Raw genomic sequence first — 17,371 nt, 5'->3', positions numbered from 1 at the left:
GATTTAGTCTTTGATTTCTAATTTAATTACACCGTGGTTAACGGCCAACAAGCGTGTTCAACCCGGTGTATTTGAAATTTGCCTCGATAGCTTTCCTCACCCCCTTTCATATCATGTAAAAGTCCATAAGCGCAGAAAAAATGCGGCGATGGAAATACATAATGGTACTGTTGTTGTAAAGGTTCCCCCTCATTGCAACCAAGCGATGGTAGAGACGTTCATGTCTCAACAACAGCACTGGCTAAAACAACGCCTTAGTCATTCAGCGACCTCTTCAGTATTTAAAAGAGTATACGAAAGTGGTGAGCCTATCTGGTTTTTCGGCCAAAAGCTTCGACTTGAAATAATACGGGACTCAAAAACTGGGTGGTGTCTTACTCAGGATTCAGAAGTGTTAACGGTCTCTGTATCCCATAGGGTTAAAGACGTAACAAAACATGTTAGAGCGCAGCTACATGCCTTTTATATGAATAACGCATTAAGCTATATACCCGAAAGAGTTAGACAGCTAGAGTGTCGCTTAGGGTTGTCGAGTACGTCGTTAGACTTCAAGTTTTACCAATGGCGCTGGGGATGTTGTTACAGTAGCGGAAAGATTATATTCAATCCATTGTTGCTATCTGCGCCGAAAGAGCAAATCGATTGTGTGATCATTCATGAGCTTTGTCACTTAAAGCACATGAACCACAGCAAAGCATTTTGGTCATTAAATAAAAAATACTGCAATGAGTGTGGCAATACTAAGAAATGGTTAAAGCAATACCATAATGAAATCTACTTCCCACCAACGTAACGGTTAAGCAACCGCCGTAAACGGCTCAACAGTGTTCGACTCGTTTATGTAACTATTGTTGTAACGCTGAGAGACAACATTAGCGGTTTTTGCAACCTGATCACTAACATTCGGGGATGACGCTAGAGTTTGTATGTTGTCACCGTTAACTGACGTATCTTCAGGAGCTTTATTTTGTTCGAAAGACGCGGATACTGACTCGGCAACGGCTTTTCTATTTTCTTCTGATTCTCGAACTAGCTCTACACGTGCTTCGGCAATATTTTGACTGGCTTGTGCAGCCACTTTACGATCTTGCGATGAAGGCTCTGCTGGCGCTAATGCTGCAGCTCGTACCGTTTGCATTTTCTCTATTGTTTCTTGCGGGGTTGCGCCTTCAGACACATCAATTGAAACTTCACCGCCTACCGCATATTTTTTGCCGTCTGGTCCTGTTTCATACTCGTAACTTGGGGAGCCAGCGTAGCTACCGCCTACTGCCGCATGCGCAAGCTCATGATTTCTCACCTCGGCATCTCGGGCTGACAACTGCTGTATTTCTTTGAGCTCTTGCTCTCGTTCTTTTTGTTCTATTTGTTTTTCATCAGAATCACTAGCGTCGGCATTGTCACCTGGATTAATTGTTGTACTAGCGCTTTCAGGTACTCCTGAGTCATCCCTAGGCTCACTATCTTGTGACTGGCCCTGTTGCTGCGAGTCACTATCATTACTTTGACCCTGCGGATCTTCAGGAATGACTTCGTCACTTTTGGGAAATAGTCGGTCATAGGTGATGTTATCGTTTGCCGGGCCTCGAGTGTCTTGTTCACGAGATTTTTGCGGTACGTTCGCTTCTACTTGTGTTGGAGCTGGAACAACTTCTTTAATAGCATTACTGCGCGCCAATGCCTCAGTAGACGGTACTGATGCATTCACAACAACTTGTGGAATATGCGGAGTAATGTTTAAAGCCATAGCTTAAGTTTGACCTCGTTGATTAACTGTTTGTTAATTAAAATGTAATACTAAACTTTGGTATCTATTAAGGTTCCAATAACTTCATCGGCGGTTTGAATAACTTTTATATTCGCTTTTGCCAAATGTTCATTAACCACTAAGTTAACAGCCTCAGTTGTTAAACTTACTTCAGGTCGGGCTTCTACTGCCGACGCTGTAGCGTTAACAGCTGACGTATTGTTCGTATTTAAACGACTAATGTTATTAGCCGCTTCAGCTAGGCCTCTTTCTGCGGTTTGATAACCATTTAAACCTGACTGAATCGCACTTGGAATTGACTTCAACTCCATACCGACCTCCGATTAAAGCTTACTTCTTGTGTTTAATTATTAACCAAATCTATTGGTTTTAAAAATGATTATTTGCTATATCAAATTACGTTTATAGACATTTTTAAGTAAAGTTAGTTCTCAGCCAACTAATAAAGTCATCTTTGTTTGAGATAAATGGCGCGTGAGACTCTTTATTTTGCACGCTGATTTGTATGCTTGGTAAGCTTTCCGATAGCATTTGCGTAATCGTCAATGGAACTAAAGAGTCGCGACCGCCAAACAAGGCAAATACGGGCGACGTTATTGTCTGTAAACTATCGCGTAAATCCACTTCTTCTAACATCTTAAGGCCAGCAACTAGTGCTTCGGGATTAGGTGGGTTTGCTGAAAATATCCAACTTTGAATGTCCTTCAAATCTTTTCTAATCGACTCACTACCTAGAGCTTGAATTTTCAAAAAGCGTTTTACGGTTTCTTCATGGCTAACGGTAAGCTGGCTCGAAAAAGCTTGAAGAACCTCACTTTTAATTCCAGGCCAACTATCATCAGCCATAAACTTTGGCGTACTCGCCACTAGCCCCAAGGACATGGTCAATTCAGGGTACACGTTAGCAAATTTTTGTGCCAGTAAACCGCCTAAAGACCAGCCAATTATATGACTTGGCTCAGATACAATTGACTTTAACCACACAACCAATGCATCCATATCATAAGGACTAGGACAATAGTGATTGTCACCATAACCAGGCATATCCAAGACCTTAATCCGATGGGCCAATGACGGCTCACAGGCATTAATTACGCCATTCCAAACCTGTTTGTTCATTCCCCACCCATGGATCAGGATTATTGGCGTATTGTTCATCTGTGTTTTATACCTAGTTTTTAGTCTGAATAATAAGGATATATATGCAGTTTACTCTGGTCAGAGCGTGGTTTCAAAGCCAAACACCTTGCTGTTTATGTAACGGTAAAATCAAGCGCACATCCAGCTATACCAATCCTCTAATCTGTCGAATATGCAATACCTCCCTTTCTATATTGCCTTGCGGGTTAGATATAACGGAGAACTCTGTTGCAGAGCAGTTAGTGTGTAGAAATGTCGATGGTATTGCTGTAATAGGCATTTACCAATGGCCATTATCAGCATGGTTAACAAAACTGAAGTTTAATCAGCAACTCCATTTTAGTCGCCTCATTGGTTACCTATTAGCGCGCCAGGTTGAACAGCAAAACTGGCCTAAAATTGAGTTAGTTTGCGCACTTCCACTCCACTATAGGCGTTGGGTAATTAGAGGTTTTAATCAATCGCAGGTTATTTTGAGTGAATTTTTACGAGAAATAGATATTCCCATATACAACGGATTGTTAAGACGCCGACATACTAAGGCTCAATCAACGCAAAATAGAGCAAACCGCTTATCGAATTTAGACGAGGCGTTTGTGGCAACCATACCCATTCATGGCAAAACCATTTTACTCATTGATGATGTGTTAACGACCGGAGCAACCTTAAAGGCAGCCACCATGGCCTTAAAAAATGCAGGCGCCACACGTGTATATGCTGCATGTGGCGCCATAAGGTTAGTTAATTAATATCTTACTGCTGGTGCCAAAAATAGGCTGTTAACAAATAACCGACTTGAGCCATACATGATCGCTCTAAAGTTAGGATTGTCAGTCATTCCAATAACAACACCTCGACCCATAGTTTGGGATACAAGGCCACTTGCCCCTGCTATTTTTTCTACATTTGTATTGTCGGCATAACCTGACAATAATGGTGTTTCGGTATAAGAGGCAACGCTACTAAATGGCACTTTAGTTTCAAGCATTAAATCTGTTCTATTTTTAAATAACGGTATGGTTTCGTTACTTAATCCAAATGTTAACGGGTGGCTAAGATCTAATTTAGCTTCAAAAAATGCACCTGCGACACGTTGCTTGCCACCTAAGGCTTCTTTATCTGAAAAGACAAGCTTTTCGGCATTAAAACGTTTGAACATTTCACTTTGGGAAATAGTATCGACTCTTAACAAGCTTTGTTGCGCTAACCATAAAGCTGCGCGTTTTTGACCCCAAATAATACCGCCTTGTTTAGCAAACTCTTTTAAATCAGCCGCTAAGCTTTCGTCTTTTTTAGAGTAACTCCCGTCGGTTAACACAACATGTGTGTATTCAGTCATATCAACATAAGGTAGGCGACTTTTTTCGACAATGGTCGGAGAGAAACCAACATGACTATCAAGCAAGTACCATGTTTCACCCACTTCATAAAGGTTCGTACCTGGCCCTCCTACTAATAAAACTTTCGGTAACGTCACTGGCATCATTAATCGACTACCAAGGTCGATACCTGAAGCGGTTAAGCCACTTTTTATCGCATAGGTTGGCACCGGAAATTTAATTAATGCATCGGCCAGTTTTTGTTGCCAGTCTTGCGTTTGGATACCAGCATGGATCAGCATAGTACCTGCAGCAAATTGTTTATTTTGGAATTTACCCTTTACTTGGGCGTCGGCACTAAAGGTTTTTAACGCAGAGCGCACTTTTACACCGTCATTAAGTAAATGATAAACCAGGGCAGGCGCGTTAAAGTCATGCCAGTCAATTGCAATACTGTAAGCGTTGTCTGGTGTCTCCGTATTGGTATTCATGTTTTGTAAAGGCTGGTTCCACGCTGCTTTTTCAAGCTTTAACTTTCTCGCTGATTTCACTTTTTCAAATTCAATATTAAAAGCGTAAGCTAAGTTCCAGCTAGATACATCATAAAAGGTATTGTCGTTAAACGATGTTTGTGTAGAGAATACTGATTGGATTAACCTTACTTGTGGCTGATTTAATGGTATAAAAACAGAATCAGACTTACTCACTAACTTATCATTTAACTTCGTGTCTTCACGGAGTGGATAGGCATTTATATTGTGCTGTTTAAGTAAGCTTAGTAGTTTGTTAAGCCTTGTTTTGTCATGAGTTTCTGTTAACAAGTAACCATCATAGTTTGCCGATTTAACTAACTTTTTAACGCTATCTTTAAACTCATCTTGAAACCCTTTTAGTTTATCGGCGTTATTCAAACTGCCTTCCAGAGTTGAGAAAGTCGACATAACCTGATGTTTTACAGTTGTTGGAAAGTCTAAATCGCCATTAATTGACTCTTGAATATGACCTCGACTTGAAGCTTGCTCAAATAAAATGCCTATACTGCCGTGCAAGTCTGGGTAGGTTGAACCTTTTCCTGCATAAAAATCATCGAAGGCTTCTTCGGTAAAATATAATTTATTAGCTTCATCAAATGCTTTTGCATGATAAGTCGCTAACTCTTTGGTCAAAGTCACGTTTTTATCTGGTGTTAATGGGTTTTTCCTTGATGGAATGCCAGGCTGAAAGAAAAACGAACTGTTCGTACCCATTTCATGATGATCGGTTAAGACGTGTGGACGCCATTGCTGATATTCGGCAATACGCGCTTGAGACTCTGGGTGTTGAAGCAATAACCAGTCGCGATTCAAATCAAACCAATACTGATTTACTCGGCCACGGATCCAGCCTTGAATATGCTCACGGTTATTTGGGTCTTTGTTGATATTCTTACCTTTATGTTGATTTGCCCATAATGCAAAACGACTTAGGCCATCTGGGTTAAGACTAGGGTCGATAATTATTACCATGTCGTTTAGATACGCTTGAACCTGCTTACTGTTAGATGCGGCTAAATAATAGGCCACCAGCATAGATGCGTTACTGCCCGACGACTCGTCACCGTGAACACTGTAATTCAAATTAACGATCAATGGTGCTGACTGGCTGTTAGAATCATTATTTTCATCGCCGTTGAAATAGCGAGAGCGTTGCTGTTTTAATTTTTCTAAATCTTGATGGCGATTAGGGTGTGTGATGGTTACATGCAACAACTCACGATGCTGATGAGAAAAACCAATGGTTTTAACAGAAACTCTATCACTTGCGGCAGCTAATGCTTTGTAATACGAAACCAGTTGGTCGTGACGAACATGCCACTCTCCAACTTGATAGCCTAAAATTGACTCTGGCGTAGGTACATTTTTATCGAATTGTTCGTTAGGGAGATAAAAGCTTATGTCTTTTTTTAACGATGTTGAAGCAACCGCATTTGCTGTCGAAACAACAAAGAACAGCGCTACAGTTAGCAAGGAAATTATTTTTGTCATTGTGTTTTGTCGTCACCATTTTTCTTTTAATACGCTAAACATATCAATTAAGTACACGAAACAACAAGCCTGTCTAAACTTTAGTCGTTGAATCGCAGTATTTAGGGGTTTATTTGTTCAGATTTGCCCTCACATAGAGACTAGGAAAAGTCGTCAAGGTTGCAGTAAATAAGCGATAGACGTATCATTGCAAATAACCGAGTAAATTAGTCAGATATTATTATGATAAAGATTTCAGAAGCGGCTCAACAGCACTTTGTAAAGCTGTTAGATACGCAAGCACCAAACACAAGAATTCGTGTATTTGTAGTAAATGCAGGTACAAGCAGCGCAGAATGTGGCGTTAGTTATTGCCCTGAAGACTCTTTAGAGCCAGAAGACAAAGTGATTCCATATAATGGCTTTGAAGCGGCAGTAGACGAAGAAAGTCAGCCATTTTTAGAAGATGCAGAAATTGATTTTGTAACTGACCAAATGGGATCGCAGTTAACGCTAAAAGCGCCTAATGCTAAAGCTCGTAAAGTATCGGATGATGCGCCTCTAAAAGCGCGTTTACAGTACTTTATTGAATCTGAAGTTAACCCTGGGTTAGCGAGCCACGGCGGCCATGTAAATTTAGTTGAGCTTACTGAAGATGGCACAGTGATCCTTCAGTTTGGCGGCGGTTGTAATGGCTGTTCTATGGTTGATGTAACGCTAAAAGATGGCATCGAAAAGCAGATGTTACAGCAATTCGAAGGTGAAGTGACTGGTGTTAAAGACATCACTGAGCACCAAGCTGGCGAGCATTCTTATTACTAATCCTTGATTAGCTATTTAGATGAATAAACCTGATAAATTACAGCGAATACTAGTGCGACGAGGCGAGAACCCTCAGCGTAGTGTTCGCTTTTTTTTAGCGGGTTTATTTTGTTTTATGCTTGGCATCGCAGGTCTTTACTTAGGGGCAAGTGTTTGGATTTGGTGGCAAATACCGGGCATCGCACTAATGATCATTGGTGTTTTAGTGACGCTCTATGGTTATGTTGGCATCGTTGCTAATCGCCTTGCGTTCTTTCGTCATCAAGCGCAATTAAATAAAGAGAAATACAAACACCTAGAGTGACCTTCGTAACATAACTCCTTGAGATACGCCTCTGGCTAACATAAAGCTCGTAAAAGCTGCCCACAGTACGTGGTTACTAAAAATAGACTCGTATTGACTAAATACTAAAACGACCGAGAAAAACACCAAGGCTGCAATCAGCATGCTATTCCTCATTTTTTTATCCCAGCCTAGACCAACAAAAACACCATCAAACAAGAAACTGAGAAAGCAACTCATCGGCATTAGAACTATCCAAATATGATAATCTACTAGTGCTAATTTTAATGAGTCAATATCGGTTAACATCCAGATAATTAAGTCTACGGTCAAAAAATAAAATACAGTATAAGCAAGCGCAAAATACAAACCAATTTTTATACCTTGCACAATATAAGCGACTAGCCGCTTTTGTTTTTTTTGACCTAAGCTATTACCAACTAATGACTCTAAAGCAAAGGCCACACCGTCTAAAGAAAAACTAATAAACAAAAAGAACTGCATTAATAGTGAATTTATGGCGACCGTTTGACTGCCAAATTGCGTGGCGTAAATGGTCATAAATGATAAACACGCTTGCAGTAGTGCACTTCGAGCAAATAAATTGCCGTTCATTTGGATTAATTTGAGCCAGCCTTTAAAAATTGCCTGCTTCTTTAACAACACCAATTTAAGTTCAGGCAATATTAGATATATGATCATCGCTAGCTGGACAATTTCGGCTATTATCGATGCATACGCCACTCCGGCAACGCCTAACGACAACACAGGTACAAACAATATGTCCGCAAACAAGTTAACAAGATTGCAGACAATGAGCGCTTTCAAAACCCATTTAGTTTTACCAGAGCCGATTAAAAATCCTGTTAATGCCATATTTGCTAATACAAAAGGAGCTGCCCAAATACGAATATCAAAATAAGTTTTCGCCGCCTCGTAAGTTGCTTGCATTGAGAGATCATCACTTGATAACCATTGCAATAAACTAAATAACGGTGATTGGAGTAAAATGAGTAATAATGCCAATATAAAACTTAGCAATAATGCTTGGTACAGATGAGTCACTGCCAACGCAGGTGATTTTTGTCCCCTCGCCTTTGCAACTAAGCCTGTTGTCGACATTCGTAAAAAGCCGAGCAACCAAAAAATGACGGAAATAAATAAGCTAGCTAACGCTGTGCCCGCTAAAAAATGACTATCCGGTAAGTGACCGATTACGGCAGTATCAACAAATCCCAACATAGGAATGCTAATATTTGCTAGAATCATGGGCCAAGCTAGATGCCATATTTTTACATTAATGCGGGTACCTGACCACGCAGAGGATTGAAAAAGAGATATCATATGAATAATTTACTATTAAAACCTATTGGGTTTACTTTATTTTTAACCGCCCTTTTGAGCTCTCTTTGGCATCAGAAAGTAACAGCAGCAACGGTAGTACTGTACCACCATGTGAGTGAGAGTACTCCTAAATCTACAAGTGTCTCTCCAGAACAATTCGAAGCACACTTAACAATGATTGAAGAGTTAGGTTTAGAAGTCGTTCCCCTCACAACAATTGTAAATGCCATTAAATTACAGCAGCCTGTTAATAAAAACTGGATTGCCATTACATTTGATGATGGATTTAGAAATGTCTATGACACTGCTTTTCCGATGCTTAAACAACGTAACTGGCCTTTTACCGTGTTTGTTAATCCATTAATGGTAAAACCAAGCAAACTATATATGGATTGGTCACAGCTAAAAACCTTAACGGAACATGGTGTCGACATCATGAATCACACACTTGAGCATGAAAATTTAGTTCAAGATGGCCTTTCCCTTCAACAAATAGAAACTAACTTGTTAGTTGCTGAGGAAATGATCAAAGAACAACTAGGCCAAAGCCACAAAATGTTAGCGTATCCATTTGGTGAGTATTCTGATCAGATAAAAGGTGTTTTAAACAAGCTAGGTTTTGTCGGTTTTGCGCAACATTCTGGCGCTGTTGGAAACAATAGTGATTTGTTAGCACTTACTCGCTTTCCAGCCAACGGTATTTATGCAAACCCAAAAACTCTTAAAGCGAAATTAAAAAGCTTAGCATTTGATATTGAAAGTCAAACGCCAACAGAAACACTTGTAAGTAATATCGTTAACATACCTGAACAACAAGGTCCTTTGTGGCAAGTAAAATTGGCAAATAAAGACTTTTACCAAAGCCAATTAGCGTGTTTTATTACGGGTCAATCAGGCGCAGTAAAACCAACCTGGAAATCAGAACTAGAATTTGAAATTGCAGCACCAAAAACCTTACAAACAGGTCGAGTTAAATACAACTGTACTGCGCCGTCCATAAACAACAGTGGTCGCTTTTATTGGATGAGTAAATTATGGATAACCTTACCAGAAGACATGGCGACTAACGTTAAATCTAAGTACGAAACCGAAAATTAGAGTTTATTTACACTACGCGGGTCGCTAATTCAGTTAAACGGTTAGCGATCTTATTTAAAGGGAGCTCTTGCATGCCAGCGCCTAATTCTTTGGCCGCGCGAGGCATACCATAAACCACACTCGAACTTTCATCTTGCGTGATGGTGTACGCGCCAGATGCCTTTAAATTAAGTAAACCTTTGGCGCCATCGGCACCCATACCAGTCAAAATTACGCCTGTGCTGTATTTCCCCATATATGCGGCAACAGAATCAAAAAGAACATCAACAGCCGGTTTATGGCGGTTGACCGGCTCCGAATCGTCCAGCTGACAAAACAATTTACTGCCTCTTTTTAACACCGTTAAGTGCTTATCTCCAGGAGCAATATAAATATTGCCTGGTTCAATAATTTGACCATGTTGGGCTTCGTGCACCGACATCTGGCACACTTTATCTAAGCGCTCTGCATAGGTTTTGCTAAAGACTGGCGGTATATGTTGGGTCACCACGATAGGGCAAAAATTGGCAGGTAAATTAATGACAACGTCTTTGATTGCTTCTGTGCCACCGGTGGATGCGCCTATCGCAATTAAGTGGTTTTTTCTAAACTCAAGGTTTTGAGTCGGAATAACAGGTGGTGTTGCACTGTCCCGTTTTCTTGCTCTCAATATTTGGCTAAGCTTTACATTCGCTGCGGCTCTAATTTTGTCTCTTAGAATATCGGCGTAACGACTTAAGCTATCTTGAACGTCAACCTTTGGCTTCTCTAAAAAATCAACAGCGCCAATAGATAAGGCTTCAAGTGTAATGGGCGCGCCATCGGCGGTTAAGGTTGACAACATAACCACAGGCATTGGCCGTAATCTCATCAGGTTTTTAAGAAATGTGATGCCATCCATTTTAGGCATTTCAATGTCTAATGTGAGCACATCTGGGTTGAGTAGTTTAATTAAATCACGCGCTTGAAACGGATCCTCAGCTTCACCCACTACCGTCATGTCCTGAGATGCATTAATTATCTCAGTCAGAATCATCCTAATTAATTTAGAGTCATCGACGATTAATACCTTGATCATTAACTTACCTTTTAAAACAATTCTATGTCTGATTGAGCATGTAAAGGTGTCTCAATCACAGATTGGTACTTCACTTCACGCAGTTTAATTGTGTCGTTGTGCATACTTTGTAAACGTTTAACCATGCATCGCCCCTCATGCGGGTAGAATAGGATTTTACGTGGCCATGGACCGCCAACATCAGAACCAATCATTGGTAGTTCTTCTTTGGCGATAAACTCCTTGGCAAACGAAATATTCTGATCACCAATTGGCGTTTGCATATCCTTAATAATATTACCGCCACCAAATAGCTTTACTTTCATTCTATTACGGTGACCGCCATGTTTAATAATTTCATTGATAAGGCACTCCATCGCCCAAATGCCATACCGACAGCTGTAGCTATCGTGAAATTCCCATTTATTTTGGCTATGGTCATTCCCTTTGAGTGGCAACATAAAATGATTCATTCCACCAACTCCAGCAACCTCATCCCATATACATGCTGAAATACAAGAGCCTAAAACCGTAGCAATCGCTTCATTTTGTTTCGTTACATAAAACTCGCCGGGCAATATCTTCGCAACGATTATATTGCGACTCGTATCAACATATCGTTTGATCTGTTCAAAGCCAGGCAAAGTGGGCGTAAATAAGGGAGTTGTCACGGCATTAACTTCTGATAGATATTGTGACCTAAGCCTTTGTATTGTTTATTTTCACGCCCCATAGATTCTGAGTGACCTAATATTAAATAGCCACCTGGCGCCAGTAACTCGGCATATCGGTTAAATAGACGAATTTTCGTTTCGTGATCAAAATAAATAATAACGTTGCGGCAAAATATAACATCAAACGGCCCTTTCATTGGCCATTCGTGCAATAAATTAAGCTGTTTAAAACTGATATCTTTTTTTAAAAGATCTTTCACTTTATAACGATTGCTATTGCCATCCGTCAAAAAGTATTTTTTTAAGTTGGCAGAGTCGACGCCCGACATCTGACTTTCTGAATACACACCTTCTCGCGCCGTTGCTAGAACATTTGTATCTAGGTCAGTTGCTAATACCTTAAAATCCCAATTTGTTGGAATTTTATTGCCTATACACATAGCAATAGAGTACGGCTCCATTCCTAAAGAACATCCCGCTGACCAAATACGAATACGATGGTCGTCCTTATGTCGAGCTATCATCTCAGGCAGTGCCGTATTTTTTAAAAACTCAAAATGATGGTTTTCTCTAAAAAACGATGTGAGATTAGTGGTAATTGAGTTTATAAACTCGCCAAACTCCAGGTCCTTGTTATCATTTAGATAGTTAATATATTCCGCAAATGTCGTCATGCCCAACTTTCGAACACGTCGAGATATTCTGGCATATACCATGTCTTTTTTCTGCTCCGACAATACTATGCCACACGCCTCGTAAACACTATGACTGATAAAGCTGTAATCCTTATCAGTCATTAGGAACTCTTTATTTTCCAACTACCTACTCCTTTTACGTTACGATGGAAACCTCACTATCTATCGGTTTTAGCTAAAACTCCTGCCACTCCTCATCGCTTGACGAAGACGTCGGTGATACCGGCGATTTAATATTGAGCTGACTCTGTTTGCTTGCACTGGAGTGACCAGCATTACTGGATATTTGTGGCATACGTCCCTGCTGAGAGTCGGACAGTTTAAAGAAGCTCAGTAATTCTCTCATCGAACGAGCTTGCTCAGACATAGACTCGCCGGCGGCTGATGCTTGTTCTACTAGTGCCGCATTTTGTTGCGTCATCTCATCCATTTGCGATACGGCTTTGTTTACTTGCTCAATACCTGATGTTTGTTCTACCGACGCAACACTAATATCACCTATCGTGTCGTTTACTTTTCTCACCGCCATTACTATTTCTTGTAACATTTCACCCGACTGATTAACTAAAGCAGTGCCGTCTTCTACTTTGGATACTGAATCTCTAATTAGATCTTTAATTTCTTTTGCGGCTGCAGCAGAACGCTGAGCTAGATTACGAACTTCACCTGCTACTACAGCAAAACCTCTGCCCTGTTCACCGGCTCTAGCAGCCTCGACTGCCGCGTTTAATGCCAGCAAGTTTGTTTGGAAAGCTATTTCATCTATCACGCCAATGATGTCAGCGATTTTTTTACTTGCTTCGTTTATTTCAGCCATGCTTTCAACAGCCCGACCAACCACACTGCCACCCGACTCTGCTTTACTCGCCGCTTCTTCCGCTAGATCGTTGGCCATTTGCGCATTATCAGCATTTTGTCTTACCGTTGCGGTCATCTCCTCCATGCTTGATGCGGTTTCTTCAAGCGAAGATGCTTGCTCTTCTGTTCGTTGACTTAAATCAGCATTACCTTGTGCTATTTCTTCCGCCCCAGAAGATACCGTTGTTGCTGAGCGATCAATTTGACCAATTACCTCAGTCAGTTTATCAACAGTCGCATTTGCATCTTGTTTTAGTTTGTCAAATAGGCCGTGATATTGTTTCTCAATTCTTCGCGTTAGATTACCGTGCGCCAACGCTTCAAAAATATTGACTGTATCTTGAATAACACCTTCCGCAATGCCAACCACTTGGTTTAAACCTACAGATAGCTGCTTAAAGAACCCTTCTTTATCAGCCTCTGATATGCGTATTGTTAGGTCACCATTACTCGCTGCATTAATGACATTCGCTATCTCTGCTTGAATATTCATTTCTTCCGTTTTATCGATCCATTCGACAATAGTACCTAGGCGATTACCTGCCGAGTCAAACCATGGGGATGCAAAAAGTTCAAACGTTAAATCACCTACTTTTATATTGGTTTGATAGGGTTCTGCTAATTTTTTAAGCATGCTACGTTGATGAGATGCATCTTTATGAAAATCATCAACACAAGTGCCAATTAAACTATCAACATTAAAATTACTTAAAACCGTCTTTAGTTGCTTTTCTCTCTTTCTAAACATTTTGACGACTTCATTGTTCATATAAACAATTTCTAAGTCATTATTTGCTATCATCACGTTGGCTTGGCAAAGTGTTAATGCTTGGGCCAAATTAGCAGCTTCTCGTGCCTCTTCCTCAAGCTTCTTTTGCTCCGTTATATCGGTTGCATATTTCACAACTTTTAACGGTTTACCATTCAGATCCAATATTGGATTGTAAGATGCTTGTATCCAAATTTCTCGGCCACCTTTGCCGATGCGCTTATATTCGCCACTATCAAATTCACCACGATTCAACTTTGCCCAAAAGTCTTTATATTCTTGACTTTGTGCAACGCCTTCTGGTGCAAACATACTATGGTGACGACCTTTAATTTCATTCAAGGTATAACCTAATGTGTTTAGAAAGTTATCATTTGCAGTTACGATGGTTCCGTCTAGTTCAAACTCTATAACGGCTTGAGACTTGTGAATGGCTAGCAATTGCTCGTTTGACTCAGAGGCTTTTTTCTTTTCTGCTGTTATATCAGTGGCATATTTGACGACTTTAAATACTTTATTTTCGCTATCCATAATTGGGTTGTAGGTAGCTCGGATCCATATGTCTTCACCACTTTTTGTAAAACGCTTAAATTCATTCGATTTAAACTCACCTCTAGCGAGCTCTTGCCAAAACTTACGGTATTCATCACTCGCCGCATAATCTCGATCAACAAATAAGCTGTGGTGCTTACCTTGAATTTCCTCAAGGCTATAACCCATCACATTTAGGAAGTTGGTATTGGCCGTTTTAATCGTACCATCAGGTTTAAACTCAATTACCGCTTGGGACTTACTTAACGCCTCAAGGACCAACTTTTCTGTCGAACTTGACGTACCTATTAATTTGCTTAACAAACCCATACCATCACCTGCCTCGTTATATTGATAACACTTTTTCTAAGTCCAAAAGTACAACCATTTTGTCGCCTACGTTAATTAGGCCTTCTATATAATTTTTTGTTTCTGAGTCACCCACATCAGGTGCCTTTTTGGCATTTTGTTTTTCAATGTTATAAACATCTGATACCGCATCAACAACAATGCCCATGATCTTGCTTTTTTGCCCTATTAACACTTTTACAATAATGATGACCGTTAGCTCGTTGTATTCCACCTTTTTAAGGTTAAACCTAAGCCTTAAATCGACAACAGGTACAACAGTTCCCCTCAAATTAATCACTCCTTTGACGTAATTTTCGGCGTTAGGAATGCTCGTCATTTTTTCCCAGCCTCTAATTTCTTGTACAGACAATATTTCTATTCCGTACTCCTCGTCATTCATCATAAATGTTAAATATTGAACTAAATCAGCGTCATTAGAGGTGTGTTCGTGCTTTTCTAAGATGACTTCATTCATATCACACCGCCTCCGACAGAGGTTTCTCAAAATCTAGACCTGCTTGGCCCGCTTTTTTAAGTCCAGCCATTTTAACGACACTTGAGATATCGATAATTAAAGAGATGCTACCGCTACCTAAAATAGTTGCTCCCGATATTCCATCTACTTTTTTATAATTATCCTCAAGACTTTTAATAACAAACTGTTGTTGTGCCAGCAGTTCATCAACTAATAACCCTACTTTTTCGTTATCACTTTCTACAACCACTAACAAACCATCTTTAAGTGACTGGCAAGCTTCAGGATGATTAAACAGTTGGTGCATTCGTAAGATCGGAATATATTCTTCTCGAAGCCTTAATACGTCGATGCCTCCTCCAACCGAGTTAACTTTACGCATATCTATTTGCAACGACTCTACTATTGAGACTAAAGGAATGATGTAGATATGATCGCCAACTTTGACCAACTGACCGTCTAAAATTGCCAGTGTTAGTGGTAATCGAATAGTAAAAGTAGAACCAAACCCTGGCTCAGAGACAACCTCAACCGATCCATTTAATGCGTTGATATTGCGTTTAACCACGTCCATACCAACGCCTCTACCAGAAATATCGCTGACCTCATCTGCGGTAGAAAAACCTGGCTGAAAAATAAGCTCATTAATCTCTTGATCAGATAAATTCGCGTCCTCTGGGATTAAACCATTTTGAATCGCTTTGCTTTTTATCTTTTCGGTATTTAGACCTCGACCATCATCAATGATTTCAATAACGATGTTTCCACCTTGGTGATACGCATTGAGTATTACTTGCCCTACTTCACCTTTGCCAGCTGCAATACGTTCAGAGGTCGTTTCTAAGCCATGGTCAAGTGAGTTTCGGATTAGGTGCACCATAGGATCTGAGATTTTTTCCATCACAGTTTTATCAAGCTCGGTGCCTTCACCTTTAAGAACTAAGTCTACTTGTTTATCAAGCTTTTGAGAGATGTCTCTGACTAAACGAGGGAATCTTGAAAACACAAAGCTAATTGGTAACATCCTGATCCGCATTACATTTTCTTGTAAATCACGGGTATTGTGGGCAAGTTGTGCTAAACCTTCGCGCAAGGCTAATAACTTAGCGTGATCAAAGTCTTCACCTTCACCAAGCTCATTTAACATAGCTTGCGTAATAACAAGTTCACCAACCATGTTAATAAGTGAATCCACCTTATCTGTGCCAACTCGAATTGAGCTAGACTCCTGTTTTGTCGATTCATTTTTATTACCAGAGGGTTTAGCGTTTACAGGTCTAAAGTCACCATCTTTGAGTTTGTTTTTATCATCAGATATAGGTTTATTTTTAGGTTCTTCGGGCGTCGATTCTTCAACCGAAGAAACGACAGGTTCTGTAACTGTATCTGGTTCAGGAGAAGAAGCAGTTGGTGCAGTCGCACTTACCTCTTCATCCGACGCGACTTCATCACCAAATTGAGCAACGAGCTTAATGCTAATCTCAGCATCATCTTCTACCCATTCAAATATACTTTTAATTGCCTCTTCGTTACTGGTTGTATCAAGCGAAATAGTCCAGCCTAAGTAACAGTCATCAGGTATCAAATTACTTAATTCTGGTACGTTATTTATGTTTGCTTGGACAGATAACTCTCCGTGCTCCCGCAAATCTTCAAATATAAACAGAGGCTCGTTGCCCGTTTTAAAAACATGAGGTTCTGGTACGAAGGTAATTTCAAAGAAGTTTGTTAACTGTATCTTTTGTGGACTTTCACTCGGCTCTGGATCAGAGCTATTAGCTGTTTGATTTTGCTCTGGCGTATTATCGTCATTAAGAATGTGCTCAAATTTAACCCTAAGCTCATTTGCTTCTTCCGACTCCTGAGGTGCATTATTTTGAATGGCCGCCAGCATATTTCTTAAACAATCAATGGACTTAAGCATCAAGTCAACGTGATTTGACTCTAATGCACGCTCACCATTTCTGATTTCATCAAGAAGGGTTTCGATAACATGCGTGAAGTTTGCAATCGCATTAAAGCCAAATGTGCCACTACCGCCTTTTATTGAATGGGCCGCTCTGAATATGTTATTGATTATTTCACTGTCTACGTCACCTGGTTCCAAATTAAGGAGCTCAGATTCCATAGTCTCAAGGCCTTCAAAACTTTCGTCGATGAAGACTTCGTAAAATTGGGAGAGATCTATACTCATACTCAGGTCTA

16 protein-coding genes are annotated in these 17,371 nt (G+C 40.2%); 5 read left to right on the top strand and 11 right to left on the bottom strand.

The window, feature by feature from the left end:
• Positions 1-10: 10 nt before the first annotated feature.
• Positions 11-793 (top strand): M48 family metallopeptidase, encoded by a 783-nt coding sequence (locus tag ACZ1GV_RS13600; RefSeq protein WP_472674634.1) that lies wholly within the window; start codon positions 11-13, stop codon positions 791-793.
• Positions 794-796: 3 nt separating this feature from the next.
• Here the strand turns inward: ACZ1GV_RS13600 and ACZ1GV_RS13595 are convergent, their stop codons facing one another.
• From ACZ1GV_RS13595 to bioH, 3 genes are all read right to left on the bottom strand, one after another.
• On the bottom strand, positions 797-1,747 hold the full coding sequence (locus tag ACZ1GV_RS13595; RefSeq protein ID WP_472674633.1) for a putative metalloprotease CJM1_0395 family protein: 951 nt from the start codon (positions 1,745-1,747) through the stop codon (positions 797-799).
• A gap of 50 nt (positions 1,748-1,797) precedes the next feature.
• Positions 1,798-2,079, bottom strand: coding sequence for a hypothetical protein (locus ACZ1GV_RS13590; protein WP_472674632.1), 282 nt, complete (start codon positions 2,077-2,079; stop codon positions 1,798-1,800).
• A 103-nt stretch (positions 2,080-2,182) separates the two neighbouring features.
• Complete coding sequence (bioH, locus tag ACZ1GV_RS13585; protein ID WP_472674631.1) at positions 2,183-2,926, bottom strand: pimeloyl-ACP methyl ester esterase BioH; 744 nt, start codon at positions 2,924-2,926, stop codon at positions 2,183-2,185.
• Positions 2,927-2,970: 44 nt separating this feature from the next.
• On the opposite strand from bioH, the gene ACZ1GV_RS13580 reads away from it, so the two are divergent.
• Positions 2,971-3,657 carry a ComF family protein gene (locus ACZ1GV_RS13580; protein WP_472674630.1) on the top strand — a complete coding sequence of 229 codons (687 nt, stop codon included), beginning with the start codon at positions 2,971-2,973 and terminating at the stop codon, positions 3,655-3,657.
• Here ACZ1GV_RS13580 and ACZ1GV_RS13575 read toward each other — a convergent pair.
• Positions 3,654-6,251: a M14 family metallopeptidase gene (locus ACZ1GV_RS13575; protein WP_472674629.1), complete on the bottom strand. Its 2,598-nt coding sequence runs from the start codon at positions 6,249-6,251 to the stop codon at positions 3,654-3,656. The genes ACZ1GV_RS13580 and ACZ1GV_RS13575 overlap by 4 nt on opposite strands.
• A 222-nt stretch (positions 6,252-6,473) precedes the next feature.
• On the opposite strand from ACZ1GV_RS13575, the gene nfuA reads away from it, so the two are divergent.
• The gene (gene nfuA / locus ACZ1GV_RS13570; protein ID WP_210560677.1) at positions 6,474-7,052 is read left to right on the top strand and encodes a Fe-S biogenesis protein NfuA; all 579 of its coding nucleotides are present in this window, start codon (positions 6,474-6,476) and stop codon (positions 7,050-7,052) included.
• A gap of 19 nt (positions 7,053-7,071) precedes the next feature.
• The gene (locus ACZ1GV_RS13565; RefSeq protein ID WP_472674628.1) at positions 7,072-7,356 is read left to right on the top strand and encodes a hypothetical protein; all 285 of its coding nucleotides are present in this window, start codon (positions 7,072-7,074) and stop codon (positions 7,354-7,356) included.
• On the opposite strand, the gene ACZ1GV_RS13560 is transcribed toward ACZ1GV_RS13565, so the two are convergent.
• Complete coding sequence (locus ACZ1GV_RS13560; RefSeq protein ID WP_472674627.1) at positions 7,348-8,679, bottom strand: MATE family efflux transporter; 1,332 nt, start codon at positions 8,677-8,679, stop codon at positions 7,348-7,350. The two genes, ACZ1GV_RS13565 and ACZ1GV_RS13560, sit on opposite strands and share 9 nt — an antisense overlap.
• On the opposite strand from ACZ1GV_RS13560, the gene ACZ1GV_RS13555 reads away from it, so the two are divergent.
• The gene (locus ACZ1GV_RS13555; protein WP_472674626.1) at positions 8,680-9,777 is read left to right on the top strand and encodes a polysaccharide deacetylase family protein; all 1,098 of its coding nucleotides are present in this window, start codon (positions 8,680-8,682) and stop codon (positions 9,775-9,777) included. It abuts the gene before it with no gap.
• Between the two features lie 7 nt (positions 9,778-9,784).
• On the opposite strand, the gene ACZ1GV_RS13550 is transcribed toward ACZ1GV_RS13555, so the two are convergent.
• The 6 genes from ACZ1GV_RS13550 to ACZ1GV_RS13525 all read right to left on the bottom strand — a co-directional run bounded on the left by ACZ1GV_RS13550 (position 9,785) and on the right by ACZ1GV_RS13525 (position 17,360).
• Positions 9,785-10,834, bottom strand: coding sequence for a protein-glutamate methylesterase/protein-glutamine glutaminase (locus ACZ1GV_RS13550; protein WP_472674625.1), 1,050 nt, complete (start codon positions 10,832-10,834; stop codon positions 9,785-9,787).
• An 11-nt stretch (positions 10,835-10,845) separates the two neighbouring features.
• Positions 10,846-11,484: a chemoreceptor glutamine deamidase CheD gene (gene cheD, locus ACZ1GV_RS13545; protein ID WP_472674624.1), complete on the bottom strand. Its 639-nt coding sequence runs from the start codon at positions 11,482-11,484 to the stop codon at positions 10,846-10,848.
• On the bottom strand, positions 11,481-12,284 hold the full coding sequence (locus ACZ1GV_RS13540) for a CheR family methyltransferase (RefSeq protein ID WP_472674623.1): 804 nt from the start codon (positions 12,282-12,284) through the stop codon (positions 11,481-11,483). Before ACZ1GV_RS13540 ends, cheD begins: the two co-directional genes overlap by 4 nt.
• A gap of 73 nt (positions 12,285-12,357) precedes the next feature.
• Positions 12,358-14,670 (bottom strand): methyl-accepting chemotaxis protein, encoded by a 2,313-nt coding sequence (locus ACZ1GV_RS13535; RefSeq protein ID WP_472674622.1) that lies wholly within the window; start codon positions 14,668-14,670, stop codon positions 12,358-12,360.
• 16 nt (positions 14,671-14,686) lie between these two features.
• Positions 14,687-15,166: a chemotaxis protein CheW gene (locus tag ACZ1GV_RS13530; protein WP_472674621.1), complete on the bottom strand. Its 480-nt coding sequence runs from the start codon at positions 15,164-15,166 to the stop codon at positions 14,687-14,689.
• Position 15,167: 1 nt separating this feature from the next.
• On the bottom strand, positions 15,168-17,360 hold the full coding sequence (locus tag ACZ1GV_RS13525; protein WP_472674620.1) for a chemotaxis protein CheA: 2,193 nt from the start codon (positions 17,358-17,360) through the stop codon (positions 15,168-15,170).
• Between the last annotated feature and the right edge of the window lie 11 nt (positions 17,361-17,371).

The sequence above is a fragment of the Psychrosphaera sp. HA2-10 genome (genome assembly GCF_055693745.1).
The sequence above is the reverse complement of the archived record's forward strand: the minus strand, read 5'-3'. Positions and strand labels throughout refer to the sequence as shown.

What these genes read in the sequence shown, in the direction of transcription:
- ACZ1GV_RS13595 (WP_472674633.1), bottom strand. Translation starts at nt 1,747, where the DNA reads ATGGCTTTAAACATTACTCCGCATATTCCACAAGTTGTTGTGAATGCA.
- ACZ1GV_RS13590 (WP_472674632.1), bottom strand. Translation starts at nt 2,079, where the DNA reads ATGGAGTTGAAGTCAATTCCAAGTGCGATTCAGTCAGGTTTAAATGGT.
- bioH (WP_472674631.1), bottom strand. Translation starts at nt 2,926, where the DNA reads ATGAACAATACGCCAATAATCCTGATCCATGGGTGGGGAATGAACAAA.
- ACZ1GV_RS13580 (WP_472674630.1), top strand. Translation starts at nt 2,971, where the DNA reads ATGCAGTTTACTCTGGTCAGAGCGTGGTTTCAAAGCCAAACACCTTGC.
- ACZ1GV_RS13575 (WP_472674629.1), bottom strand. Translation starts at nt 6,251, where the DNA reads ATGACAAAAATAATTTCCTTGCTAACTGTAGCGCTGTTCTTTGTTGTT.
- nfuA (WP_210560677.1), top strand. Translation starts at nt 6,474, where the DNA reads ATGATAAAGATTTCAGAAGCGGCTCAACAGCACTTTGTAAAGCTGTTA.
- ACZ1GV_RS13565 (WP_472674628.1), top strand. Translation starts at nt 7,072, where the DNA reads ATGAATAAACCTGATAAATTACAGCGAATACTAGTGCGACGAGGCGAG.
- ACZ1GV_RS13560 (WP_472674627.1), bottom strand. Translation starts at nt 8,679, where the DNA reads ATGATATCTCTTTTTCAATCCTCTGCGTGGTCAGGTACCCGCATTAAT.
- ACZ1GV_RS13555 (WP_472674626.1), top strand. Translation starts at nt 8,680, where the DNA reads ATGAATAATTTACTATTAAAACCTATTGGGTTTACTTTATTTTTAACC.
- ACZ1GV_RS13550 (WP_472674625.1), bottom strand. Translation starts at nt 10,834, where the DNA reads ATGATCAAGGTATTAATCGTCGATGACTCTAAATTAATTAGGATGATT.
- ACZ1GV_RS13540 (WP_472674623.1), bottom strand. Translation starts at nt 12,284, where the DNA reads ATGACTGATAAGGATTACAGCTTTATCAGTCATAGTGTTTACGAGGCG.
- ACZ1GV_RS13535 (WP_472674622.1), bottom strand. Translation starts at nt 14,670, where the DNA reads ATGGGTTTGTTAAGCAAATTAATAGGTACGTCAAGTTCGACAGAAAAG.
- ACZ1GV_RS13530 (WP_472674621.1), bottom strand. Translation starts at nt 15,166, where the DNA reads ATGAATGAAGTCATCTTAGAAAAGCACGAACACACCTCTAATGACGCT.
- ACZ1GV_RS13525 (WP_472674620.1), bottom strand. Translation starts at nt 17,360, where the DNA reads ATGAGTATAGATCTCTCCCAATTTTACGAAGTCTTCATCGACGAAAGT.